This window comes from Chryseobacterium sp. AC417 (assembly GCF_979258215.1).
Window position 1 is genome coordinate 364,557 of sequence record NZ_OZ409845.1, and the last position, 22,141, is coordinate 386,697.

Here is a 22,141-nt window from a genome sequence, read left to right on the forward strand (position 1 = left end):
TTTTTTTTGAATTTTGGAATCATAATTTACATTTTTATAGAAATACTGCTTTTAAAGACCATTTTCAAAGCCTTATATTTGCAAAAAATACTGAATGCCTGAAGTTTCCATCATCACGCCGTGCTACAATTCTTCAAAATTTTTAGAAGAAACGATCAGATCTGTGCAAAGTCAGACTTTTGCAGATTGGGAATGGCTGATTACGGATGACAGATCAACTGATAATTCTGTAGAAATTATTCAGAAAATCAACGATCCCAGAATAAAACTGTTGATGGCAGAAAAAAATGGGGGAGCAGGGCATGCAAGAAATATTTCGTTAAAAAACGCAACCGGAAGATTTATTACATTTTTAGATGCAGATGACTTTTGGGAATCTAATTTCCTTGATGAAATGATTGGTTTTATGAAAAAAGAAAATGCGGAGATGGTCTACTCTACTTATTCGAGGTGTGATGAAAATTTGATTCCGAAAATCGAAGATTTCAAAGCAGATAAAGAAGTTACGTTTGATAATTTACTGAAAACCTGTCGCTTGTCTTTACTCTCATCTATGTATGACTCCAAACGAGTGGGTGTAGAATATTTCCCGGAAGGAAGCAAACGAGAAGATCATGTGATGTGGTTAAATTTGCTCAAAAAAATTCCTTCCGGAAAACCGCTTCCAAAGACTTTGGCAAAATACAGAATGCATGCAACCAGTGTCTCACGAAAAAAACAAAACATTATTAAAGATCAATATCTGGTCTATAAAGATTTTATGAAATTTTCTACCGCCAAATCTTTGTATTACACCGCTAATTGGGCTTTTAACGGTTTTTTAAAGTATTCAAAAATATTTAACTAATGGAGTATTCAAAGGAATTCAAAGCAGCACTGAGCAATTTTTCGGCGATAGAAAAAGACCGTCTTATTTTTCGTCTGTTGAGGAAAGATAAATTGCTGTCTAAAAAACTTTACTTTGAACTGATTGATACCGAAACAACCGATCAGAAAAGAGCTAAGATGGAAGAACATATTGAAGAAAGAATTCTTTTGGCAGAAAAATATATTGGAAATCCTAAATATTTTTTAGTTCTGATCAGAAAAATAAGTGCAGAAATTACAGAGCATGTGAAAATTACGACGGATAAATTCGGAGATATTTCCCTGCAATTATTTCTTGTCGATAAAATTTTAGAAAGCAATGATCAATTGAATCATCAGAGGTTTGATAATATTTACAAGCTTTATATTTATCTGATCAACAAACTTCTGAAAGCAATTATTTCGATAAAAAAGATTGATGAAGACTACTGGATGGAACTGAGTGAAATTTTGGAAAGTATAGAATCTAAAATTCATGAAAACAGATATTTGGAAAAACTTTGCATCAACAATAGTTTTGATTTTAATTGGTTGACGATCGAAAAAATTCCTGATCATTTAGACTTGATTGTAAAAGATATTAAAAGCCAGGGATTTCTAAAATGACAAAATTTTCTTGATGATTAATTCCGAAGAATTCGGTTGACGGGCAACAAAATTTCCTGCATTTTCAGACATTATTTTTAATTCTTCTTCATTGTTTAAAAGATTAAGAATAAATTCTACAGCTTCATTTTCATCCTCAAAAGATTTTCCGCCTTCAGATTGGATTAAGTGATCTGCTTCTGGATTTTTTACATATTGATTTCCAAAAACAACAGGAACTCCGAATGTCGCTGCCTCAAGAATATTATGCAATCCTGAATCATGAAACCCACCGCCAACGACTGCAATATTCGCATAAGAATAAAGTTTTGAAAGCAAACCGATACTGTCGATAATCAAAGTTTGAGGAATTGAGGAATTGGGGGTTTGAGCGTTTTTTATATTGCTGTAAAGAAATGCATTTGGGAAGATTTCTTTTAATTTTTCTACTCTTTTTAAGTCGTGTGGCGCAAGAATCAATTTTACATGTTGATTTTTTTTAGAAATCATTTGTGCAATTTTCTCTTCAGCCTGCCACGAACTTCCAAAGACAATAGTCTTTTTATCTGCAATAAATTCTTCGATAAAATCTACATGATTATTGCGGTTTTTCAGATGCTTTACACGGTCAAATCTTGTATCACCAGTTACCGATGCGTTTTGCAGCCCGATGCTTTTAGCCAAAATGTAAGAGTGTTTTGTCTGATGAAAAAACCAGTCTACATTTTTTTTAAGTTGTTGCGCAAACCATTTTCCATACGAGGTGAAGAACGACTGATTTTCGTAAAATAAAGCGGAAATTACAAATGTTTTTACCTTATTTTTTTTCAATTCTTCAAGGAGATTATACCAATAATCATACTTCACCGTAAAAAATAGTTCAATATTCATCTGAGAGATAAATACCTTTACATTTGTTTTTGTATCAAAGGGCAAATAGCAGATGGCATCAGCAATATTTTTCTTTTTAACAACATTATCAAAACCTGACGGAGAAAAGAAAGTCACCAGAATTTTATGATTGGGAAACTGATTTTTGAGCTTTTCCAAAACAGGTAAACCCTGTTCGTACTCACCCAAGCTCGCAGCATGCATCCAGATAACCTTATCATCTTTTGAGAAGGCAGATTTAATGATATCTAAAGAAAGTTTTCTACCTTCAACGCCTTTTTTAGTTTTATCATTAAATATTGAGAAAACTTTCATCCCGAAGATGAGAAGATAAATAAATATGTTGTAAATTTTACTCATTATTTATTTAAAAACTGATGCTAAAATTATTGTAGTGATAAGACTCAGGAAAATTAAAACCAATGGTAACCAAAATGGAATTCGTGTTTTGGCGTTTTTATTAAAGCTGTATCTCATCATGTAATCTTGATTATTTAAAAAAATTATCAGAACAAGTGTTAACAGCCATTTCATGAAGAACATCATGATTGAAATCTGATTGTCTTTATTTTGATCTGTAATTTCTACAGGAAAGTTGACGGATTCAGGATAATTCAATACCATTAAAAATCCAAGATAAGCAACAGCGCCAAATACAGGCATTAAATAAGCAAACTTTTTATTTCCAAAACGATCTGCTTTTCCTTCAAAATCGAAATGAGTTGGAATAACTGCTGGTAAAATTTTATAATTCTTAAGAGTAATCCACCATAATAAAGTTAGTAAAGCAAAATTAAGAATATCGAAAGCTAAAAATATTATATTTTCCATCGCTACAAAACACTTTTAATAACTCTCAGTTTATGGGTATGTTTATTCATTTCTTTATTGAAAATCCCGGTAGAATCCAACGTATCAATCCTCACTTTTCCTGAAGCATGAATGATTTTCTGATTTTCAAGCATAATTCCTACGTGAATAATTTTACCTTCAGAATTTTCGAAAAACGCAAGATCGCCGGGCTGACTTTCTTCCACAAAACTTAAAACATCACCCACTTCTGCCTGCTGATAAGTATCTCGGGGCATCTTTACGTTATGAATTTTGTAAACCAACTGCACAAAACCGGAACAATCAACCGCAAAAAAACTTTTTCCACCCCATAAATAAGGAACATTTCGAAATTCTTTGGCAGTCAAAGCAATACTTTCACGCAAATCATGACTTCTGCGAGATGCCACGGCAGGATATTCAACTTCAGAACCCATAGAAAGCAAGGTACGTCCGTCATTGGTCATTATTGAAGAAAAATCTTCTGTAATCAGTGTTACTTTTCTGTTTGCCAGATATTCTTCCGTTACGTGTTTGATCTGTTTGGTATCCATCCAGCCTTCATAACCGTCGTAATGCATTTTTATTTTGGTCCAGTTTTTATTGACTTCCAAAATATCTGCACTTTCTCCAAACAAGATTTCTGTAACAATTTCTGCTTTGTCAGAATTTTCTGCGCGCACTGGCGCTACTGTCACAACACAAATTCCTTTATCCATGTATTCATATTAAAGATTAATGATTTAAAAATTAAAAATTAGAGTGACGAATCTTTTAATTATTTAATATTTAAATCTTTTAATTACTTCCTGCGAAGCAGATTTACTCCGTCACGCAAAGGTAAAATAAGATTTTCAAAATCTTCATCTTTCGCTACCAAATCATTAAGCTCTTTGATCACCTGTGTAGATTTTTGTTTTGGTTGTTCTTCTAAAACTTTCCCGTACCAAAGCACGTTGTCAAACATCACCACTGAGCCAGATTTTGTTTTGGGTTTAATTAATCTGAAATATTCTGCGTAATTTTCTTTATCTGCATCAATAAAAATCAAATCAAAAATTTCATCAGTCTCTTTTAAAAATTCTTTTGCATCCTGAAGTTTAAAATGGATCTGATCAGAAAACTTACTTTCCGCAAAATATTTTTTGGGTAAATACGCTAAATCTTCATTTACATCCAAAGTAGTAAGCCTTCCATCTTTTGTTAAACCTTCTGATAGGCAAAGTGCAGCATAACCGGTAAAAGTTCCTATTTCTAAAACATTTTTCGGTTGCAGAATTTTTGAAATAATCGTCAACAATCTTCCCTGCTGATAACCAGAGATCATATGGGGCTGAGTCGTTTTTTGGAAAGTTTCTCTTCTCAGGTTCCTTAGGATTTCAGGCTCTGCGGAAGCATGATTTTCCAGATACCTATCCATTTCAGCGTTTTCTTCTTCAAAAAAGCTCATATCAATGATTTTTACAATTCAAATTTACGTAAATAAAATACATCCGTTATCACGAAAATATCCGTAAAAATACGGATGTTTTTTAATCATTTAGAGTGGTAGATTTGCAGAAAGATATTTTCACTGTTATGGTGAAAAAAAATTTATTTAAAATGAAGGATCCTAAAAATTTAATGAAACAATTAAACCCTTCGAACACAAAAACACTTCTCAAAAGAGAACGCCTATCTTTTTTGGAAAGAATCTTCTTAAAACTAAAAAAAGAAGATGTTATTTAAAAAGTCCCGATAAAAATTTTTATCGGGACTTTTTTATACTATTCTTTAGACAATTACTTCTTAGGAGTAATATCCATAAGTTTCATAAACTCATCAAGTTTTGGCATTATGATGATTTCTGTTCTTCTGTTTTCCGCTCTTCCGGAAACACTCATGTTTGTGGCTTTCGGATTGTATTCTGAACGTCCACCAGCAGTAATTCTTGCCGGGTCAACACCAAACTGACTTTGTAATACTTTTGCAACCGATGTTCCTCTTAACGCAGAAAGATCCCAATTATCTCTTGGTAAATTTGCTGAACTTAGAGGAGAATTATCTGTGTTACCTTCAATCAATACTGAGTATTTATCATAATCGTTGATTACTTTTGCTACTTTACCCAAAACTTCCTGAGCCGCTGGAAGCACATTGTAATCTCCAACTTTATACAGCATTTTATCCGAAAGTGAAATCATTACAACACCTTTCAGAACTTTTACCTGAACATCATCGTCGGTTACGTTATCCAATGATCTTTTCAATTTGTTTGACAATGCTAAATTTAAACTGTCATTTTTCGCATTAGAAGAAATAAGCTGTTTGATATACATGTTAGAAGAATTGATCTCTCCCACCAACTTATCAATGTTTGCAGAACTTTTTCCTGTATTAGAAAGACAGGCATCCAAAGATGATTTCAAAGCATCGTGCTGGCTTTTTAATAAGTTATTTTCCGCCGTTAATGTAGAATTCTGACCTTTCAGATCCTGAATTTCTCTCTGTCTTTCGCCAATATTTTCGATACACTGTTTGTAGTTGCCACTCAATGCATCATACTGTTTTTTACTTACACAAGATGTTACACCCAACACCATTGCAGAAACTGCTAAAATTTTAATAATCTTCATAAATAATCTTTTTTTAGACGTCCAAATTTAGGAAAATTCATTTTAATTATATGGTTTATCTTTGTACAAAAGAAATTCTAAGCCTCATGCTGGATAAATCAAGCTTCGAAAAACAACTCGGAAATCTCATTGGGTTTTATAAAAATAAGACCTTTCTTTTAGCCGTCAGCGGAGGTGCAGATTCTATGGTTTTGGCTTTCATTTTTAAGGCTTTAGATTTAAATTTTCAGATTGCACACGTGAATTATAAGCTTCGTGGAAAAGACTCTGACGCAGATCAAAAAGTAGTAGAAAATTTTTGCGAGAATAATGATATTAAATTTCATTTATATGAAGTTTCAGAAAAAGATGATAAACCTGTAAATTCTATTCAGCTTTGGGCGAGAGAACTTCGCTATCATTTTTTTAAACAGATTCAGGAAAGAGAAAATCTTGAATTTCTAGTTACTGCACATCACCTGAACGATCAGCTGGAAACTTTCATCATTCATTTATCTAAAGCTTCCGGAATTAAAGGTTTGAGCGGAATCCCCTCGAATGACAATAATATTATCCGTCCGCTTTTACATTTTTCTAAAGATGAAATTTATGATTTCGCAAAAGAAAATCAGATTGAATATCGTGAAGATCTTTCTAATACAAAAAATGATTATTTAAGAAATAAAATCAGAAATCAAATTGTTCCGAAACTTTTAGAAACAAACGATCATTTCCTCGAAAACTTTAAGAAGTCATTGTCTTATTTAAATCAAACCAAAGATTTTATCCTGCAACAGATTGAAGAAATTGAAAACAGAATTACTATTTCGAACAATGAAAATAAAATTTTAGATAAAAATAAACTGAATCTTGAAAGTGATTTTGTAAAATTTGAAATCTTAAAAAAATATGGTTTCGATGAAGAAAAAGAAATAACAAAAATCTTCAAAGCTACAACCGGAAGTTCATTTTTCTCAAAAGACTTCCAACTTGTCATCAATCGAAATGAATTGATTTTCAATCTATTAAATCAAGAAAAAAAAAATCAGGAAGAAATTACTTTAACCCAAACATTTGATTTGAATCAAAACAGGGTTGAAATCAACATTTCAGACACCATTTCGGCTATTGAAGAAATCAATAAAACATTTCAATGGAGTTTTGATGCTGAAAAAATTACCTTTCCGTTGAAACTAAGACGAAAACAGGGAGGAGACGTTTTTTATCCGATTGGTTTTTCGGGGAAAAAGAAAGTTTCGAAGTTTTTTAAGGACGAAAAATTGTCTATTTTAGCCAAGCAAAAAATTTGGCTTTTGACAGACGGAAACAATAGTGTTTTAGGCATTATTCCTTTCAGACAAGATAAACGCTACGCAAAAGATGAGAGAACTAAAAGTATTCTCACAATTTTTAATGAAAAGTAAAATGAAATTCAAAAACTGGTTTTTACTCATTCTCCTGTTCTTATTTACGGGAATCAATGCACAAATCAAAAATCCTGTAAAATTCAAATTCACGGTTAATGAATTGGGCAACAACCAATACGAAGCCGTACTGAATGCAACTTTAGAAAGCGGTTGGCATATTTATTCAAGAGATATTCCTGAAGATACCGGAATTCCCACAGAATATGTGGTTTCGGGAAAAAACATAGAATTGATCGGTAAATTTCAGGAGGTCGGTAAAAAGCACGAAGAATTTTCTGAAGCTTTTGGCGGAACGATTATTTACTATTCAAATTCTGCAGGTTTTAAACAGAAATTTAAATTAAAAGACGGTACAAAACCCGGAGAAGTCATTGCTGAAATCACGTATCAGACTTGTGATGACAGAGTTTGTCTTGCTCCGAATACTTTAGAATTTAATCAAAAAATTACTCCAAAAGGAGTTTCAGAGGATGCTGTTGTACCAACTGAAGAAATAAAAGACTCTGTAAAAACAACAGAAACCGTACTTGAGAATCCTGCAAAAGGAGAAATCACTGTTACAGAAACTTCTAAACTTGATCCGAAACAACTTAAAATTTCCACCATAGATTTCAAAAAACCTTTGACGGATTGTGGAACTAAAACAATTGAAGCGTCTGAAAATTATTGGACCTATCTGTTCCTGGGATTCATTGGTGGATTGATCGCTTTACTTACCCCATGCGTTTTCCCGATGATTCCTTTGACGGTTTCGTTCTTTACAAAAGGAAATAAAAACAAAGCAAAAGGAAAGAGAGATGCAATGATTTATGGCTTCTTCATTCTAATCATTTTTGTATTGTTAAGTCTTCCATTCCATTTGATTGATGGGATTGCAGGGAATATTTTCAACGAAATTTCAACAAGCGTTTGGCTGAATGTGGTATTCTTTATCATTTTCATTTTCTTCGCAGGCAGTTTCTTCGGATATTACGACATCACTTTGCCAAGCTCAATTGCCAACAAATCTTCAAAAGCCGAAGAAGCAGGAGGAATTATTGGAATTTTCTTCATGGCACTGACTTTAGTGATAGTTTCATTCTCATGTACAGGTCCGATCTTAGGAAGTTTATTGGGAAGTGCAGTGACAGGTTCTACCAATGTTCCTATGTTGTTGACATTTGCTTTGGCAGGTTTCGGGTTTGCGTGGGCAATTGTTTTTGGGCTTTTAGCATTATTCCCTCAAGCTTTACAGAGTCTTCCAAAATCAGGAGGATGGATGAATACAGTGAAGGTGGTTTTAGGTTTTGTAGAATTGGCTTTGGCTTTAAAATTTTTATCAAAGGCAGATTTAGTTTCAAAAACATTTTTAATTAAAAGAGAACTTTTCATTGCGATCTGGATTGTGATTGCGATAGGTTTAGCCTTATATTTATTCGGATTGATCAGATTTCCGCACGATGATAAAAAACCAAAAATTTCAATTACAAGAAAGATTCTTGGAGCTTTGGGAATTGGTTTTGTGATTTATCTAATTCAGGGATTAATTCCTGCGGACAGACCAAAACTTCAATTATTAAGCGGAATTTTACCTCCATTGAATGTGAGCTATCTCCATGACGAAAAAGACGGAATTTTAGGAATGAAGCCTGAACATGATTTCTTTAATGCCATTGAACTAGCTAAAAAAGAAAACAAGCCCATTTTGGTTGACTTCACAGGTTATGGTTGTGAAAACTGCCGTAAAATGGAAGAATTTGTCTGGAGCGAACCGGATATTTTACCGATTCTTCAGAATGATATTGTGTTAGCTTCATTGTATGTTGATGATAAAGAAGAACTTCCCGAAGACCAAAAAACAAAGATTGATTTGGGTGGAGGACAAGTAAAAAAAGTAAAAACAATCGGTGATCGATGGAGTTTATTTCAACAGGTGAATTTTAATAATAATTCTCAGCCTCATTATGTTTTGGTAACTCCAGACGGAAAAGTAATCAACACACCGGTTTCCGGTTATATGCAGAAAGAAGATTTCAAGAAATTCTTAGAATGCGGTGTCAATTATTTTAAACAGAACAAATAAGATTTTTTTGAATAATTTTAAGCTCACTTCGAAAGTTGTGAGCTTATTTTTTTATATAATATTAAATTTCCCAAAGCTTATTGTTATACAAATTAATCACGCACTTCTATGCAAAACATTTAATTTTAAATAATATTTATTGCCGATTTACTAATTAGGGTATAGAATTTGTTAGAAAACCTGTAATGAAGAATACATTTCTTAAAAAATCAATTATTTAATTCAAAAACTATTGAATCATGGCTGAAATAATTGCACAAGACGAGAAAGGAAAAAAATCCAGACAGAGAAAAAAACTCATAAAAGTTGACATGACTCCTATGGTGGATTTAGGGTTTTTATTGATTACCTTTTTTATGTTTACGACCAATTTTACAAAACCTAATATGATGGATCTTGGTTTGCCTGCGAAAGACCCAAACCCGACATCTATAAAAGATATAGTAATTGATGAAAGAAATCAGGTTACTTTTATTTTAGGTGAAGATAACCGCGTTTTTTATCATCAAAGCAGCGAGCAAGGACTTACAAAAAACAATTTGAACGAAACGGATTTTAGTGGCGTAAAAATTTCAAAAATCATTTCCGAAGCCTATGAAAAAGCTCCGAAGAAAGACAAATTTACCATCATTGTAAAACCAACTGATGAAGCCAATTATAAAAACTTTGTTGATATACTCGATAATATTGCAATCTCAAAAAAAGAACGATACGGAATAACAGATCTCAAACCGTGGGAACACAAAGTTTACGAGGAAATCGTAAAATAAAGTGAAGAGCATTTTTATAATGCTCTTTTTTTTATTTAAATTTGAAACCATAAACTTATAAACTTCATGAAAAAAACTCTGATCTTAGCCATCGCAGGAATTCTCACATTTTCATGCTCAAAAAAAGATTCTCAGAAAACAGACAGCACAAAAATTGCAGACTCAGTTAACGCTCAACGGACAAAAATTAATGACAGCATAAAATCTTTAAACAGTAAAAACCGGTTCAAAGATTTCAGCGGAAACCACAAATTTACCTACCAAAACGATGCTTCTTCTAAAATCTCAGGATCTGTAAATTTCTCAAAAATTGATGGTGAAAGAGATCATTATACTTTATCAGGAAATATTAAATCTGGCAAAAATTCTGTTGTCATAAAAGGTTTCACACAAGTTGTTTCTGCTAAACACATCAACTTTACAGGTGAAATCACTCAAAGCATTTCTGAAAACGAAAATGGAAAAACTTATACCAGAAAAGGCACGAAAACATTCATGTCAAAAGACGGAGGAAAAACTTACAGACTTCAGGATATGGTAAACGGTTCGGGTTTTGTTGACTATATTGATATTCATTTTTAAATCTAAACCATGCTCTACTTTGAAAAGAAAGGTAACGGAAAAGAAACTTTAGTGCTGCTTCACGGTTTTATGGAAAACCTCAGCATCTGGAGTGATATGGAAACGCATCTTTCCAAAGATTTCACCCTATTGAAAATCGATCTTCCCGGTCACGGAAAATCTGATATTTTAGCAGAAGTTCACACTATGGAATTGATGGCTGATGAAGTAAAAAAAGTTGTGGATCATGAAAATTTAGAGAAATTCCATCTTCTCGGTCATTCAATGGGAGGATACACTTCCTTAGCGTTTGCTGAAAAATTTCCTGATAGCCTGAAAAGTTTAACTCTTTTTTTCTCAACTTATTTTGCTGACGACGATGAAAAAAAAGAGCAACGCGTAAAAAGCTACAGAATTATCAAAGATGCATTTCCACACTATGCAAGAGCAGGAGTCCCGAATTTATTCAATCAAAACGAAAGAGATCTTCTAGAAGGAAAAATAGAAACAGCTTTGGAAGTTGCGCTCTCTACCAATCATCTTGGAGCTTTGGCCTGTGTAAAAGGAATGGTAGAAAGAACGGATAAAAAGCACGTTCTTGAAAATCTGGAAGCCAAAATCTTAGTGATTGCCGGGAAGCATGACAATGCTGTAAAAACGGATAAAACCATCAACAACCTTCCCGACCGAACTAACCTAAAATCGTATATTGTGGATTGTGGACACAACGGTCACTGGGAAAAACCAAGCATTTGCGCTGCAATCATCAACACAGAATTACTTCATCATCTACCGAAAAAATTTCTTTTGTAAAAAATCATTTATGAGAATTTGGACATTTTCAGTCTTGTTAATTTCGTTGGTCAGTTGCAAAAAAGAAACTTCAATTTCTAATACAAAACAAGAAGACCCTGCAATTATCATTGAACAACCTGCGAAAGATTCTTTAGCATCAAAGCCAACTGCAACCCAAATTTTCGCTTTTGTAACGGAACTTTGTGAAAGTAAAGGATATTATGACACTAATCAATATTCTCGTGAAGAACTGGAAGGAACTTATAAACTCTGGTTTCAGAATGCCGGCATCTCACTCAGCACACCTTCTGTTTTTAACATCAATGATCTGGAAGAAGTACGACGTGACAAAGATTTAATTTTAACCAAATTAGACAAAGATTTTGCATCGGGAAAAAAGATTCTTGAAAATTTAAAAACTGTAAATATTCCGTATTGGCAAAATATTAAAAAACAATATGATGAAGAGCTCCGTCGGGATTATGAAAAGAAAAAACTTCAGATCGAAAGCTATTCTGACCCTTCCGTTTTAATCAATAATCCATTTACAGGAAATTGCAGAAATTTCGCAAAAGCTTTAAATTCAAATGACGCAGAAATGATTGTTGCATGGAGAAAACTGCGTGAAGAAATGAGTAAAAGAAACGGCGACCCCCAGAGAATTATCAATGAATTTGAAAACCATCTTCATTCCTCTGACTGGAAAGATTACGCAACAATAGACTTAATTACGTTTGGATGGGGAAACTGCGCCAATGCCGATATCCAAAGACCATCGCATGATATGAAGATGAATAATGAGTTTAGTTCGCTTTTTATAAAAATTGATTCGGAATGCGATGAACCGTAATTTATTCTGCAAAATACCGTTAACTTAGTACAGTTCAAAATTTTCAATGGGATTATTCTCTTTCAAAAAAAAGAAACCAATTATCGGTCTCACTTTATCCGGCGGCGGAATGCGGGGTATTGCCCATATTGCCGTTCTCAAGGCTCTTGAGGAATACAATCTGAAACCTGACATCATCTCCGGGACCAGTGCCGGTTCTATTGTTGCAGCATTCTACTCTATCGGAACATCTCCCGATGAAATGATGAAAATCGTAAAAAAAACGACTTTTTTCTCACGATCTTATTTAAAACTTTCCAAGAACGGAATTTTTAGTTCTAAATTTATTCTCAAATTACTGACGGATCATTTTCCTCAAGATGATTTTAAAGTATTAAAAATTCCGGTATACGTTGCTGCAACAGAAATGACGCATGGCATTGTAGACTTTTTTTCGGAAGGCGAGTTATTCGGGCCACTTTTGGCATCATCGAGTGTTCCGTTTGTGTTGCCACCTGTAAGAATGGGCGAAAAAGTGTATGTGGACGGTGGTGTTTTAGACAATTTGCCCATCGAACCTATTATTGATAAATGTGACTTCCTGATTGGTTCTCATGTGAATTCCATCAGCTATGACGCACTTGAAAACATGAGTCTGATGAAAGAATTTGACCGTATTCTTCACTTGGCGATTGCCAAATCTGTTTATTCTAAAGCTAAATCTTGTGATATATTTTTAGATCCCCCAAAAATGACCAAGTTTAGTTTATTCAACAAAAAATCTCTGGATGATATGTTCTCTGAGGTTTATGAATACACGTGTAAAGAGCTTGAGAAAAAAGGATATAGAAAATTATAAGTATCGAGTTACCAATAATGAACTGAGAATTAACTACAGATTTTCCTCAGCCAATTTCGATTTAAATGTCTCAATCGTATCTGGTAAAGATTGCATAGATTTTCCTCCGGCTGCGTTGATGTGACCTCCACCGTTAAAATATTTTCTTGAGAATTGATTTACGTCTACATCATCTTTACTTCTGAAAGAAATTTTAATAAAATCTTCATACAAATCTTCCAAAAAGAAAGCAGACATTCTTACTCCTACAATGCTTAGTCCATAATTGACAAAACCTTCGGTGTCGCCTTTCTGGAAGCCGTATTCCTGAAGCTCTTTTCTCGTCAAAGACAAAATAGCGACTGTACCGTCATTCACAACTTCAATTCGTCCTAGAACCAAAGCCAGTAAGTGTAAACGAGAGACGGTATTTGTATCCCAGGTATTTGATGTGATGATGGAAGGATCAGCTCCTTTTTCAATTAAATTAGCTACAATTCTATGCGTTGCTGCACTTGTAGAACGGAAACGGAAACCACCGGTATCTGTCATAATTCCTGTGTAGAGACATTCGGCAATCTCTTTATTCACCAGATCTTCATCATCCATCGCTTCAATAAAATGATAAATCATTTGGCAGGTTGCGGGAATAATGGTGTCGGAATATACAAAATCAAAATCTTCCGGCTGCTGATGGTGATCAATAAGAATTTTTTTAGCCTTTGCTCTCATTAACCAATCTCCTAAAAGCCCAATTCTTGCTGGAGAATTAAAATCTAAACAAAAAATCACATCTGCATCATTAATAAGATCAAAAGCTACTTTTCTTTTGTATTCTCCGATGATATTTTTCTTTGCTTCAGGCATCCATTTCAGAAATTTCGGGAAATCATTCGGGGTTACTACTTCAGCTTCAATTCCTTTGGCACGTAAGTAATGTTTTAAGCCTAAACTTGAGCCAATAGCATCACCATCCGGATTGTAATGGGTAAGAATTACGATTTTATTTTCCGGGATAAGCAGCTGATTGATTTCTAAAAGTTCGGCAGGTGTAAACATTTCTTTAAATTTGAGTTTCCAAAGATAAAGTTTTTATTATGATGAATCTGTAAAAAGTCTGCTTACCTTCTATTTCAGTTCCATAATATTTCATTAAATAATTCAAGAATATATTTGCACTTAATAAAAATATACATATATTTGCAACCTGAAAATTAATAGATAATTACGACTAAAATATATAGTAATGAGTAAAAGAACGTTCCAGCCATCAGAAAGAAAGAAAAGAAACAAGCACGGTTTCAGAGAAAGAATGTCTACGCCAAACGGAAGAAGAGTATTGGCAGCGAGAAGAGCTAAAGGTAGAAAAAGTCTATCGATCAGTTCTGCAAGAGCTAAGAGATAATTCTCACTTTACAATATACAGATTATGCTTGAAAATAAGTTTTTTCAGGCATTTTTTGTTGTTAAATTTTCCTAATTTTTAGGTTTGTAAACCATCTTTTTTCTATTTTTAATTTCTGAAATTTATTTTTGGAAAAAGCCTTTAAAAATTGAATTTATGCCACACACACATATTACCGGAGACAATATTATTAATCTTCAGCACGCAAAAATTACTCAGAAAAATTTCACTGTGCTTACCGATGTTAATCTTAATATAAAGAAAGGCAGATTCTGCTACCTTATCGGGAAAACCGGTTCCGGTAAAAGTTCGCTTCTGAAAACTTTATACGGACATATTCCTTTGGTTGCAGGACATGGTGAAGTTGTTGGTTTTGATCTGGCAAAAATGAAAGCATCAGAGGTTCCAAATTTGAGAAGAAAACTGGGAATTGTTTTTCAGGATTTCCAATTACTATCTGACAGAACGGTCGAAAAAAACTTAAAATTCGTTTTGGAAGCTACCGGATGGAAAGACAAAGTAAAAATGGATGAGCGCATCAATGAAGTACTTTCCAGTGTAAACATGAAAGGTAAAAAGCATAAAATGCCACACGAACTTTCCGGAGGCGAGCAACAGCGTATTGCCATTGCAAGAGCATTATTGAATCATCCTGATCTGATCTTAGCTGATGAGCCGACAGGAAACCTGGATCCGGAAACATCTAACGAAATCATGACTTTACTAAAACAGGTTGCTGCAGAAAACGGAGCTGCCGTGGTGATGGCAACGCATGATTACCATATGATTCAAAACTTCCCGGGAGAAGCTATCAGATGTGAAGACGGGAAAGTTTCCGTATTGGATACCGCAGAATTATTTGAATAAAATTATGTTTTAAAAACATGAAATTCTTTGGTGAGTTCAAGATATTGGTCTGAGTATTTTCTCGGACTTTTTTCTATCACAAAATCAGATTGGTCTAAAATTTTTTCATGAAGAGAAAATTCTAAAATCAGCCTTTTTATTTTTGAATTTTTAATTCCGTAAATGTTGATTTTCCGACTTATAAACAATTGATTTTCTTTTGCAATCTCTATAAAATCTTCTCCAACTTCTAAAGGTATAATCACAGAAAAAATTCCGTTTTCTGAAAGTAATTTTGACGATTTTGAAATTAATTGCTGGAAATTCAGTTCAATAGTTTGTCTTGCTATAACATCTTTTCCGGAATGGTTTTCTTCAAAATAAGGTGGATTTGAAACAATTAAATCAAACTTTTTATCACTTTTAAATGTTTTAAAATCCTGAAGAGTATTGTTTAATCTTAAATGAAAAATTGAGTGCTGAAAATTGAGTTTTGTAACATTTACCGCTTCTTGATTAATATCAAGACCCAAAATTTTTACCTGTGAATTTCTTTGGGCAAGCATTAAAGACATTAATCCTGTACCGGTTCCGATTTCTAAAGCATTTTCAGCAAAATCAACATTTGCCAAAGCACCCAGTAATAGACCATCTGTTCCTACACGGAAAACATCGGCAGACTGTTGAATTTCGAACTGTTTAAATTTAAATGGCTTCACTAGAGATTGGTTGGGAGCGTAATCGTGAATGTAGAACCTTTTCCGACTTCAGATTTTACTGTTATTTGCCCTTTATAATCTTCCACCATTTTTCTGACCATAGATAAACCTAATCCCATCCCGCTGTTTTTTGAAGTAAAATTAGGCTCGAAGATTCTTTCATACATATTCTCAGCAATCCCTACTCCGTTATCCTGTATTGAAATATTAACTTTTCTCTGATGCTGCTCGATATCTACATTTACCAGAAGATCCCGATCTTCACTTTGTGCCTGTTTTGCATTGGTGATAAGATTGGTGATGATTCTGAAAGGTAAATTCTATCCATATTCACCATTACATTGGCTTTATTTGAATGAACAAATATCTGATCATCATTGAAAACTCTGAGAATATCATCAATTTCTGTATTAAGATTGATGACTTCATTATTTTTTTCCGGAAGCTTAGCAAATTCTGAAAAAGCTGAGGCTACCGTTGCGATTAAATCAATCTGATCCACCATTGTTTTGCTTAATTTTTTTACCTTTTCAGTGATATTGGGATCATTAGGATCAAATTTTCTCTCGAAATTCTGAATAGTTAATTTCATGGGTGTCAAAGGATTTTTCACCTCATGCGCAACCTGTTTTGCCATTTCGCGCCACGCTTCTTCGGATGCCTTGAAGCGGAGTCTTTCTCTTTGATCCTGAATCTGAAGAATCATTCTGTTATAAGCTCTTGCCAAAGCATTAAGCTCATCATTTTTATAATATTTTATAGGACGCATTTCATTTTCGAAAAGCGTAATCCTTGTAATCATGTCGGAAAATTTAGTAATATTTTTTGCAAGATTGACAGAAGTCACCCAACTCAGCCAAACGCTGAACGCAATTAAAATAATATCAACAATCAGGATATAAACTACGTATTTATGAAGTACATCAAGATAAGCAGATTCATTGTGATATAAAGGAATGTAAATCAAGCCGATGGGCTCCAGCATATTGTTTTTGAGCAGCAAATACGAAGATGTAAAAACAGCATCCTTAGAAGCATCATAACCTCTCACATCATATCTGGCTTTCGGTAGAAAGCAGTTTATTGAGAATATCAACAGGAATTTTTTTCTTATCAACTAGATTAGGATCTTTATTTGAAAGTAAATAATTGCCTTTCAAATCATAAATAATAATATCGTGCTGATTGATGTCTGCGATTTCAAAAATTTTATTTTTTAAAACCACAGGAAGATCTTTAGTCTGCGTGGTAGAAAGACTCACTGCATAATCTAAGAATCTCATCACAGCGTTGGTTTTCTCCTGCATATCGATCTTACTCTGCTGTAGAGAATTATTTCTCAAAACAAAATATGGGACTAACGAAGAAGCTGCAACACTTAAAAGACATACGAGTAGAAAACCAAAAAAAACGCGGTTTCTTAAACTATATCCTTTATATTTATTAAACGACATTCTGTTTGTTAATTAATTTAGCGATGTATTTACCTACAATATCAAATTCAAGGTTAACTTTATCTCCTGTTTTCACATTTCTCATATTGGTATATTCCCAAGTATAAGGGATTATAGCAACAGAAAACTGAAAATCTCCGCTTTTGGCAACAGTAAGACTAATTCCATTCATTGTAATTGAACCTTGCGGAACCGTCACAAAACCACTTTCTGAATTATACTGTACAGTAACAAAATAGCTGCCATCTTTGTTTTCAATATCAATTATCTCACCAGTTTGGTCTACATGCCCCTGAACAATGTGCCCGTCAAGCCTTCCGGTCATCATCATACAACGTTCAAGATTTACGATACTTCCCACTTCCCACTTTCCAAGATTGGTTTTTTCTAAAGTCTCATTGATCGCAGTAACAACATATTGACTTTCGGAAATCTCAATTACCGTAAGACAACAGCCATTGTGAGCAAGACTCTGATCGATCTTTAATTCATGGGTAAAGGGGCAGCTTAGAGTAAAATTAATATTGCTGCCGTTTTCTTCAATTTTTTCAATAACTCCTACCGCTTCAATAATTCCTGTGAACATATTATTTTTTGCTAAATTTGTAAAATTATAATCTTCAAAGATAATCAAAATGAGCCCAAAAAACCATAAAGTACGAGTAGGAATTTCAATTGGTGACTTCAACGGCATCGGCCCGGAAATCATCATGAAATCTCTGAAAGACAAAACCATCACAGACTTCTTTACCCCAATTATTTTCGGCTCAGGAAAATTATTCACTTACCAGAAGAATATTTTTAAACTCAATCTGAATTTCAATTATATCACAGAAACTTCACAGGCTCAAAACGGAAAGCTTAATATGCTTAACTTGGTGAAAGATAGTTCTAACGTAGAATTAGGCAAACCAACAGAAGAATCTACCAAAATGGCGATCGACTCTTTAGAAGCCGCAACAGAAGCTTTGATGAAAGGGGAAATTGATGTTTTGGTTACTGCACCGATTAATAAAGATGAAATGGTGAAAATGGGTTTCAAACACGCAGGTCACACCGGTTATCTGGAAGAAAAATTCAACAAAAAAGGTTTGATGTTTTTGGTAACAGATGGTTTAAAGGTTGCCGTATCTACACATCACATCCCGATCTCTCAGGTTGCAGAAAATATTTCTAAAGAAAAAATAAAAAAACAAATTAAAGCACTGAACCAAACTTTGATTGAAGATTTCTCTATTTCAAAACCAAAAATTGCGGTTTTAGGTTTAAATCCGCATTCCGGCGACGGCGGTGTGATTGGAAATGAAGAAATTGAAATCATTTCACCAGCCATCAAAGAACTTTCAGATCAGGGAATTCTGGCTTTCGGACCATTTCCAGCAGACAGCTTCTTCCAACCGAGCAAATATAAAAGCTTCGATGCGGTTTTAGCAATGTATCACGACCAGGGTTTGGCTCCATTTAAAACTTTGGCTTACGAAGAAGGGGTAAATTATACAGCAGGACTTCCTTTTATCAGAACTTCACCGGATCATGGTGTGGCGTATGATATTGCAGGAAAAAATATTGCTGATGAGCAGAGCTTTACAGAAGCGATTTTCATGGCGATTAAAATATTTAAAAACAGAAGCGATTACAAAGAAATGATGAGCAACAGACTTCAACCAAGAAGAATGCCTTCAGATAACGGGATTGACGAAGATCTTCCTGTAGAAAGTGAAATATAAATTGCAAACTCAATTAAAATCAATTTTGTTATACATTTTATTTGTAATATTAAAATAATTGCATATTTTTGCACACTCATTTTATGGACAAGTTAAGAAACTACGATATAAGCTTTTCCGGACTGAAAATCGGTAAGCACGAGTTCAGGTTTGAGATAGATAAAGAGTTCTTTCAATTATTCGAAACTGAACAGGAATTTACAAATCCTAAGATAGATGTAGAAGTTTTTTTAAATAAGCACACTACATTTTTAGAATTTGAAGTCAAAGTAGATGGAAAGGTAGAACTCGTTTGTGATATTACAAACGACAGTTTTGAACACACCATTGAAAACCAAATCGGTATTTTAGTAAAATTCGGGGAAGCATATGATGAAAGCGAGGAAGATGTAGTTACCATTCTCACTAACGATCATGCGTTCAACGTAGCACATTTGATTTATGAAAATGTAGCACTGTCAATACCCATGAAAAAAATATCACCTAATATAAGTGATGAAGATTTGGCAATTCTTGAAAAATTCAGTCCGAAAGAAATTGAGGAAAAAGAACAGGAAGTTGACCCGAGATGGGAAGCTTTGAAGAAATTAAAAGATAAAAATTAAAAATAATAATAATATGATGAGATGATGCAAAGATCTCATCGCTCATCAAATTAAAAAAGTTATTACAAAATGGCACATCCAAAGAGAAGACAGTCGTCTACAAGAAGAGATAAGAGAAGAACTCATTACAAAGCAGTAGTTCCTCAATTGGCAAAAGATGCAACTACAGGAGAAATGCACTTGTACCACAGAGCGCACTGGCATGAAGGGAAATTATACTACAGAGGAAAGGTAGTATTGGAAAAAACAGTAGAAACTACTACAGAAGAAGATTAAGAGATTTTTAGTTTAAAAACCTCTATTTAATACAAAAACCACTCAATTTTAATAAAAATGAGTGGTTTTTTGTTGCTTTTTATGTTTTTTTGGTATCTTTGACGACAAATCAAATATCAATTTTATGGACATTAAAGACATACAGAATCTTATTAAGTTTGTATCTAAAGCTGAAGTTTCAGAAGTTAAATACAAGACCAAAGATTTCGAAATTACTATTAAAACACCACTTGGAGGTAACGAGGTAAGCTATGTTGCTCAACCTGCAATGTATCAGCAGGCTCCTCAGCAAGCAGCTCCGGGTCATGCTCCTGCAGCAGTTTCTCCATCAGAAAAAACTGAAGCGGTTTCTGAAGATAGTAAATATGTTACTATTAAGTCTCCAATGATCGGAACTTTCTACAGAAAACCTTCTCCGGATAAAGATGTTTTCATCAATGTAGGTGACGAAGTTTCTAACGGAAAAGTAGTTTGCGTAATCGAAGCGATGAAATTATTCAACCAAATCGAATCTGAGATAAGCGGTAAAATTGTTAAAATTTTAGTGGATGATGCTACTCCGGTAGAATATGACCAACCATTATTCTTAGTAGATCCATCTTAAGGAATTTTAGATGAAAGATTATAATTTTAGATGAAAATTGCTTCATTTAAAATAATTTAAAATTCAGAATTTAAAATTTAAAATTTCAGAGAGATGTTCAAAAAAATATTAATTGCCAATCGTGGCGAAATTGCAATGCGTATTTTACGTACTTGTAAAGAAATGGGAATCAAAACTGTTGCGGTATACTCTACTGCCGATAAAGACAGTCTTCATGTAAGATTTGCTGACGAAGCCGTTTGTATCGGTCCGCCAATGAGCAAAGATTCTTACCTGAGAATTCCAAACATTATAGCTGCGGCAGAAATCACTAATGCTGACGCAATTCACCCAGGTTACGGTTTCTTGTCTGAAAACGCAAACTTCTCAAGAATCTGTCAGAAAAACGGTATCAAATTTATTGGTGCAAGTCCTGAACAAATCGAGAGAATGGGAGACAAAGCGAATGCTAAAGCGACCATGAAAGCTGCAAATGTACCTTGTGTACCTGGTTCTGAAGGATTAATAGAATCTTACGAACATGCAGTAAAAACGGCTGAAGAAACAGGATATCCTGTCATGATCAAAGCGACTGCCGGTGGCGGTGGTAAAGGAATGAGAGCCGTTTGGAAAGCTGAAGATCTTAAAGAACACTGGGAATCTGCAATTCAGGAAGCGGTTGCAGCCTTCGGAAACGGTGGTATGTATATGGAAAAACTGATTGAAGAACCAAGACATATCGAAATTCAGGTTGCAGGTGACCAATATGGTAAAGCCTGTCACCTTTCTGAAAGAGACTGTTCTGTACAAAGAAGAAATCAAAAATTGACTGAAGAAACGCCTTCTCCTTTCATGACTGACGAACTTCGTGAGAAAATGGGTGATGCAGCGGTAAAAGCAGCAGAATTTATCGGTTACGAAGGTGTGGGAACCATTGAATTCCTTGTTGATAAGCACAGAAATTTCTACTTCATGGAAATGAACACCAGAATTCAGGTGGAACACCCGATTACTGAGCAGGTAATTGATTATGATCTGATTAGAGAACAAATTCTTTTGGCAGCAGGAACTCCAATTTCAGGAATCAACCATTATCCAAAATTACATTCAATTGAGTGCAGGATCAATGCGGAAGATCCTTATGCTGATTTCAGACCTTCTCCGGGGAAAATCACAGGATTAAATATTCCTGGCGGTCACGGAATCAGAGTTGACACTCACGTTTATTCCGGATACACTATTCCTTCTAACTACGACTCAATGATTGCTAAATTGATTACTACAGCACAAACCCGTGAAGAAGCGATTGCAAAAATGAAGCGTGCTTTGGAAGAATTCTATGTAGAAGGTGTGAAAACTACTATTCCTTTCCACAGACAGTTGATGGAAGACGAAGCTTATCTTTCAGGAAACTACACTACAAAATTCATGGAAAGTTTTGTAATGGATAAGAAATATGATAATCACTAAAATTAG

Annotated in this window: 27 protein-coding genes; 16 read left to right on the plus strand and 11 right to left on the minus strand. The window is 34.0% G+C overall.

Going from position 1 to position 22,141, the window contains the following annotated elements; genetic code table 11:
• The first annotated feature begins 94 nt into the window (after nucleotides 1–94).
• The gene (locus ACZZ9T_RS01775) at nucleotides 95–847 is read left to right on the plus strand and encodes a glycosyltransferase family 2 protein (protein ID WP_463440670.1); all 753 of its coding nucleotides are present in this window, start codon (nucleotides 95–97) and stop codon (nucleotides 845–847) included.
• Nucleotides 847–1,473 (plus strand): deoxyuridine 5'-triphosphate nucleotidohydrolase, encoded by a 627-nt coding sequence (locus ACZZ9T_RS01780; protein WP_463440671.1) that lies wholly within the window; start codon nucleotides 847–849, stop codon nucleotides 1,471–1,473. The genes ACZZ9T_RS01775 and ACZZ9T_RS01780 overlap by 1 nt, the downstream gene beginning before the upstream one ends.
• Here ACZZ9T_RS01780 and ACZZ9T_RS01785 read toward each other — a convergent pair.
• The 5 genes from ACZZ9T_RS01785 to ACZZ9T_RS01805 all read right to left on the minus strand — a co-directional run bounded on the left by ACZZ9T_RS01785 (nucleotide 1,465) and on the right by ACZZ9T_RS01805 (nucleotide 5,789).
• On the minus strand, nucleotides 1,465–2,703 hold the full coding sequence (locus ACZZ9T_RS01785) for a 3-deoxy-D-manno-octulosonic acid transferase (RefSeq protein ID WP_463440672.1): 1,239 nt from the start codon (nucleotides 2,701–2,703) through the stop codon (nucleotides 1,465–1,467). The two genes, ACZZ9T_RS01780 and ACZZ9T_RS01785, sit on opposite strands and share 9 nt — an antisense overlap.
• A 3-nt stretch (nucleotides 2,704–2,706) precedes the next feature.
• Nucleotides 2,707–3,174, minus strand: coding sequence for a DUF1648 domain-containing protein (locus ACZZ9T_RS01790; protein ID WP_463440673.1), 468 nt, complete (start codon nucleotides 3,172–3,174; stop codon nucleotides 2,707–2,709).
• Between the two features lie 2 nt (nucleotides 3,175–3,176).
• Nucleotides 3,177–3,893: a C40 family peptidase gene (locus ACZZ9T_RS01795; protein ID WP_463440674.1), complete on the minus strand. Its 717-nt coding sequence runs from the start codon at nucleotides 3,891–3,893 to the stop codon at nucleotides 3,177–3,179.
• Between the two features lie 83 nt (nucleotides 3,894–3,976).
• Complete coding sequence (locus tag ACZZ9T_RS01800) at nucleotides 3,977–4,624, minus strand: O-methyltransferase (protein WP_463440675.1); 648 nt, start codon at nucleotides 4,622–4,624, stop codon at nucleotides 3,977–3,979.
• 331 nt (nucleotides 4,625–4,955) lie between these two features.
• Complete coding sequence (locus ACZZ9T_RS01805) at nucleotides 4,956–5,789, minus strand: OmpA family protein (protein WP_463429713.1); 834 nt, start codon at nucleotides 5,787–5,789, stop codon at nucleotides 4,956–4,958.
• An 86-nt stretch (nucleotides 5,790–5,875) separates the two neighbouring features.
• Between ACZZ9T_RS01805 and tilS the strand changes: the two genes are divergently transcribed.
• The 7 genes from tilS to ACZZ9T_RS01840 all read left to right on the plus strand — a co-directional run bounded on the left by tilS (nucleotide 5,876) and on the right by ACZZ9T_RS01840 (nucleotide 13,071).
• The gene (gene tilS / locus ACZZ9T_RS01810) at nucleotides 5,876–7,192 is read left to right on the plus strand and encodes a tRNA lysidine(34) synthetase TilS (RefSeq protein WP_463440676.1); all 1,317 of its coding nucleotides are present in this window, start codon (nucleotides 5,876–5,878) and stop codon (nucleotides 7,190–7,192) included.
• A 1-nt stretch (nucleotide 7,193) separates the two neighbouring features.
• Nucleotides 7,194–9,257 carry a protein-disulfide reductase DsbD family protein gene (locus tag ACZZ9T_RS01815; protein ID WP_463442970.1) on the plus strand — a complete coding sequence of 688 codons (2,064 nt, stop codon included), beginning with the start codon at nucleotides 7,194–7,196 and terminating at the stop codon, nucleotides 9,255–9,257.
• A 239-nt stretch (nucleotides 9,258–9,496) separates the two neighbouring features.
• Nucleotides 9,497–10,027 carry an ExbD/TolR family protein gene (locus tag ACZZ9T_RS01820; RefSeq protein ID WP_463440677.1) on the plus strand — a complete coding sequence of 177 codons (531 nt, stop codon included), beginning with the start codon at nucleotides 9,497–9,499 and terminating at the stop codon, nucleotides 10,025–10,027.
• A 66-nt stretch (nucleotides 10,028–10,093) separates the two neighbouring features.
• Nucleotides 10,094–10,609 carry a hypothetical protein gene (locus ACZZ9T_RS01825; protein ID WP_463440678.1) on the plus strand — a complete coding sequence of 172 codons (516 nt, stop codon included), beginning with the start codon at nucleotides 10,094–10,096 and terminating at the stop codon, nucleotides 10,607–10,609.
• 9 nt (nucleotides 10,610–10,618) lie between these two features.
• Nucleotides 10,619–11,401: an alpha/beta fold hydrolase gene (locus ACZZ9T_RS01830; RefSeq protein WP_463440679.1), complete on the plus strand. Its 783-nt coding sequence runs from the start codon at nucleotides 10,619–10,621 to the stop codon at nucleotides 11,399–11,401.
• A gap of 10 nt (nucleotides 11,402–11,411) precedes the next feature.
• Nucleotides 11,412–12,233 carry a hypothetical protein gene (locus ACZZ9T_RS01835; protein WP_463440680.1) on the plus strand — a complete coding sequence of 274 codons (822 nt, stop codon included), beginning with the start codon at nucleotides 11,412–11,414 and terminating at the stop codon, nucleotides 12,231–12,233.
• Nucleotides 12,234–12,279: 46 nt separating this feature from the next.
• A complete protein-coding gene (locus ACZZ9T_RS01840; protein WP_463440681.1) occupies nucleotides 12,280–13,071 on the plus strand; it encodes a patatin-like phospholipase family protein in 792 nt (263 codons plus the stop codon).
• 33 nt (nucleotides 13,072–13,104) lie between these two features.
• Here ACZZ9T_RS01840 and ACZZ9T_RS01845 read toward each other — a convergent pair whose 3' ends face one another.
• Nucleotides 13,105–14,109 carry a DHH family phosphoesterase gene (locus tag ACZZ9T_RS01845; protein ID WP_463440682.1) on the minus strand — a complete coding sequence of 335 codons (1,005 nt, stop codon included), beginning with the start codon at nucleotides 14,107–14,109 and terminating at the stop codon, nucleotides 13,105–13,107.
• Nucleotides 14,110–14,296: 187 nt separating this feature from the next.
• Between ACZZ9T_RS01845 and rpmH the strand changes: the two genes are divergently transcribed.
• Nucleotides 14,297–14,455 (plus strand): 50S ribosomal protein L34, encoded by a 159-nt coding sequence (rpmH, locus tag ACZZ9T_RS01850; protein ID WP_034755721.1) that lies wholly within the window; start codon nucleotides 14,297–14,299, stop codon nucleotides 14,453–14,455.
• Nucleotides 14,456–14,611: 156 nt separating this feature from the next.
• A complete protein-coding gene (locus ACZZ9T_RS01855; RefSeq protein ID WP_463429719.1) occupies nucleotides 14,612–15,322 on the plus strand; it encodes a cell division ATP-binding protein FtsE in 711 nt (236 codons plus the stop codon).
• Nucleotides 15,323–15,324: 2 nt separating this feature from the next.
• Here ACZZ9T_RS01855 and ACZZ9T_RS01860 read toward each other — a convergent pair whose 3' ends face one another.
• Genes ACZZ9T_RS01860 through ACZZ9T_RS01880 form a run of 5 tightly spaced genes read right to left on the minus strand, consistent with a single transcriptional unit; the run spans nucleotide 15,325 to nucleotide 18,060 of the window.
• A complete protein-coding gene (locus tag ACZZ9T_RS01860) occupies nucleotides 15,325–16,020 on the minus strand; it encodes a tRNA1(Val) (adenine(37)-N6)-methyltransferase (RefSeq protein WP_463440683.1) in 696 nt (231 codons plus the stop codon).
• The gene (locus tag ACZZ9T_RS01865; protein ID WP_463442971.1) at nucleotides 16,020–16,325 is read right to left on the minus strand and encodes a sensor histidine kinase; all 306 of its coding nucleotides are present in this window, start codon (nucleotides 16,323–16,325) and stop codon (nucleotides 16,020–16,022) included. Before ACZZ9T_RS01865 ends, ACZZ9T_RS01860 begins: the two co-directional genes overlap by 1 nt.
• A complete protein-coding gene (locus tag ACZZ9T_RS01870; protein ID WP_463440684.1) occupies nucleotides 16,262–17,116 on the minus strand; it encodes a histidine kinase dimerization/phospho-acceptor domain-containing protein in 855 nt (284 codons plus the stop codon). Before ACZZ9T_RS01870 ends, ACZZ9T_RS01865 begins: the two co-directional genes overlap by 64 nt.
• Complete coding sequence (locus ACZZ9T_RS01875; RefSeq protein ID WP_463440685.1) at nucleotides 17,073–17,474, minus strand: hypothetical protein; 402 nt, start codon at nucleotides 17,472–17,474, stop codon at nucleotides 17,073–17,075. The genes ACZZ9T_RS01870 and ACZZ9T_RS01875 overlap by 44 nt, the downstream gene beginning before the upstream one ends.
• Nucleotides 17,464–18,060: a riboflavin synthase gene (locus ACZZ9T_RS01880; RefSeq protein ID WP_463440686.1), complete on the minus strand. Its 597-nt coding sequence runs from the start codon at nucleotides 18,058–18,060 to the stop codon at nucleotides 17,464–17,466. Before ACZZ9T_RS01880 ends, ACZZ9T_RS01875 begins: the two co-directional genes overlap by 11 nt.
• A gap of 49 nt (nucleotides 18,061–18,109) precedes the next feature.
• Here ACZZ9T_RS01880 and pdxA point away from each other — a divergent pair, with 49 nt between their 5' ends.
• The 5 genes from pdxA to accC all read left to right on the plus strand — a co-directional run bounded on the left by pdxA (nucleotide 18,110) and on the right by accC (nucleotide 22,135).
• A complete protein-coding gene (gene pdxA / locus ACZZ9T_RS01885; protein ID WP_463440687.1) occupies nucleotides 18,110–19,201 on the plus strand; it encodes a 4-hydroxythreonine-4-phosphate dehydrogenase PdxA in 1,092 nt (363 codons plus the stop codon).
• 83 nt (nucleotides 19,202–19,284) lie between these two features.
• Nucleotides 19,285–19,806 (plus strand): YceD family protein, encoded by a 522-nt coding sequence (locus tag ACZZ9T_RS01890; RefSeq protein WP_463440688.1) that lies wholly within the window; start codon nucleotides 19,285–19,287, stop codon nucleotides 19,804–19,806.
• A 69-nt stretch (nucleotides 19,807–19,875) separates the two neighbouring features.
• Nucleotides 19,876–20,082, plus strand: a complete 207-nt coding sequence (rpmF, locus tag ACZZ9T_RS01895; RefSeq protein ID WP_463429725.1) for a 50S ribosomal protein L32 — start codon at nucleotides 19,876–19,878, stop codon at nucleotides 20,080–20,082.
• A 124-nt stretch (nucleotides 20,083–20,206) separates the two neighbouring features.
• Nucleotides 20,207–20,686, plus strand: coding sequence for an acetyl-CoA carboxylase biotin carboxyl carrier protein (gene accB, locus ACZZ9T_RS01900; RefSeq protein WP_463429726.1), 480 nt, complete (start codon nucleotides 20,207–20,209; stop codon nucleotides 20,684–20,686).
• Nucleotides 20,687–20,779: 93 nt separating this feature from the next.
• The gene (accC, locus tag ACZZ9T_RS01905) at nucleotides 20,780–22,135 is read left to right on the plus strand and encodes an acetyl-CoA carboxylase biotin carboxylase subunit (protein ID WP_463429727.1); all 1,356 of its coding nucleotides are present in this window, start codon (nucleotides 20,780–20,782) and stop codon (nucleotides 22,133–22,135) included.
• The last annotated feature ends 6 nt before the right edge of the window (nucleotides 22,136–22,141 follow it).

Bases quoted from the DNA above. Each gene is read 5' to 3' on its own strand.
- ACZZ9T_RS01775 (WP_463440670.1), top strand. From the start codon at position 95: ATGCCTGAAGTTTCCATCATCACGCCGTGCTACAATTCTTCAAAATTT.
- ACZZ9T_RS01780 (WP_463440671.1), top strand. From the start codon at position 847: ATGGAGTATTCAAAGGAATTCAAAGCAGCACTGAGCAATTTTTCGGCG.
- ACZZ9T_RS01785 (WP_463440672.1), bottom strand. From the start codon at position 2,703: ATGAGTAAAATTTACAACATATTTATTTATCTTCTCATCTTCGGGATG.
- ACZZ9T_RS01790 (WP_463440673.1), bottom strand. From the start codon at position 3,174: ATGGAAAATATAATATTTTTAGCTTTCGATATTCTTAATTTTGCTTTA.
- ACZZ9T_RS01795 (WP_463440674.1), bottom strand. From the start codon at position 3,893: ATGGATAAAGGAATTTGTGTTGTGACAGTAGCGCCAGTGCGCGCAGAA.
- ACZZ9T_RS01800 (WP_463440675.1), bottom strand. From the start codon at position 4,624: ATGAGCTTTTTTGAAGAAGAAAACGCTGAAATGGATAGGTATCTGGAA.
- ACZZ9T_RS01805 (WP_463429713.1), bottom strand. From the start codon at position 5,789: ATGAAGATTATTAAAATTTTAGCAGTTTCTGCAATGGTGTTGGGTGTA.
- tilS (WP_463440676.1), top strand. From the start codon at position 5,876: ATGCTGGATAAATCAAGCTTCGAAAAACAACTCGGAAATCTCATTGGG.
- ACZZ9T_RS01815 (WP_463442970.1), top strand. From the start codon at position 7,194: ATGAAATTCAAAAACTGGTTTTTACTCATTCTCCTGTTCTTATTTACG.
- ACZZ9T_RS01820 (WP_463440677.1), top strand. From the start codon at position 9,497: ATGGCTGAAATAATTGCACAAGACGAGAAAGGAAAAAAATCCAGACAG.
- ACZZ9T_RS01825 (WP_463440678.1), top strand. From the start codon at position 10,094: ATGAAAAAAACTCTGATCTTAGCCATCGCAGGAATTCTCACATTTTCA.
- ACZZ9T_RS01830 (WP_463440679.1), top strand. From the start codon at position 10,619: ATGCTCTACTTTGAAAAGAAAGGTAACGGAAAAGAAACTTTAGTGCTG.
- ACZZ9T_RS01835 (WP_463440680.1), top strand. From the start codon at position 11,412: ATGAGAATTTGGACATTTTCAGTCTTGTTAATTTCGTTGGTCAGTTGC.
- ACZZ9T_RS01840 (WP_463440681.1), top strand. From the start codon at position 12,280: ATGGGATTATTCTCTTTCAAAAAAAAGAAACCAATTATCGGTCTCACT.
- ACZZ9T_RS01845 (WP_463440682.1), bottom strand. From the start codon at position 14,109: ATGTTTACACCTGCCGAACTTTTAGAAATCAATCAGCTGCTTATCCCG.
- rpmH (WP_034755721.1), top strand. From the start codon at position 14,297: ATGAGTAAAAGAACGTTCCAGCCATCAGAAAGAAAGAAAAGAAACAAG.
- ACZZ9T_RS01855 (WP_463429719.1), top strand. From the start codon at position 14,612: ATGCCACACACACATATTACCGGAGACAATATTATTAATCTTCAGCAC.
- ACZZ9T_RS01875 (WP_463440685.1), bottom strand. From the start codon at position 17,474: ATGTCGTTTAATAAATATAAAGGATATAGTTTAAGAAACCGCGTTTTT.
- ACZZ9T_RS01880 (WP_463440686.1), bottom strand. From the start codon at position 18,060: ATGTTCACAGGAATTATTGAAGCGGTAGGAGTTATTGAAAAAATTGAA.
- pdxA (WP_463440687.1), top strand. From the start codon at position 18,110: ATGAGCCCAAAAAACCATAAAGTACGAGTAGGAATTTCAATTGGTGAC.
- ACZZ9T_RS01890 (WP_463440688.1), top strand. From the start codon at position 19,285: ATGGACAAGTTAAGAAACTACGATATAAGCTTTTCCGGACTGAAAATC.
- rpmF (WP_463429725.1), top strand. From the start codon at position 19,876: ATGGCACATCCAAAGAGAAGACAGTCGTCTACAAGAAGAGATAAGAGA.
- accB (WP_463429726.1), top strand. From the start codon at position 20,207: ATGGACATTAAAGACATACAGAATCTTATTAAGTTTGTATCTAAAGCT.
- accC (WP_463429727.1), top strand. From the start codon at position 20,780: ATGTTCAAAAAAATATTAATTGCCAATCGTGGCGAAATTGCAATGCGT.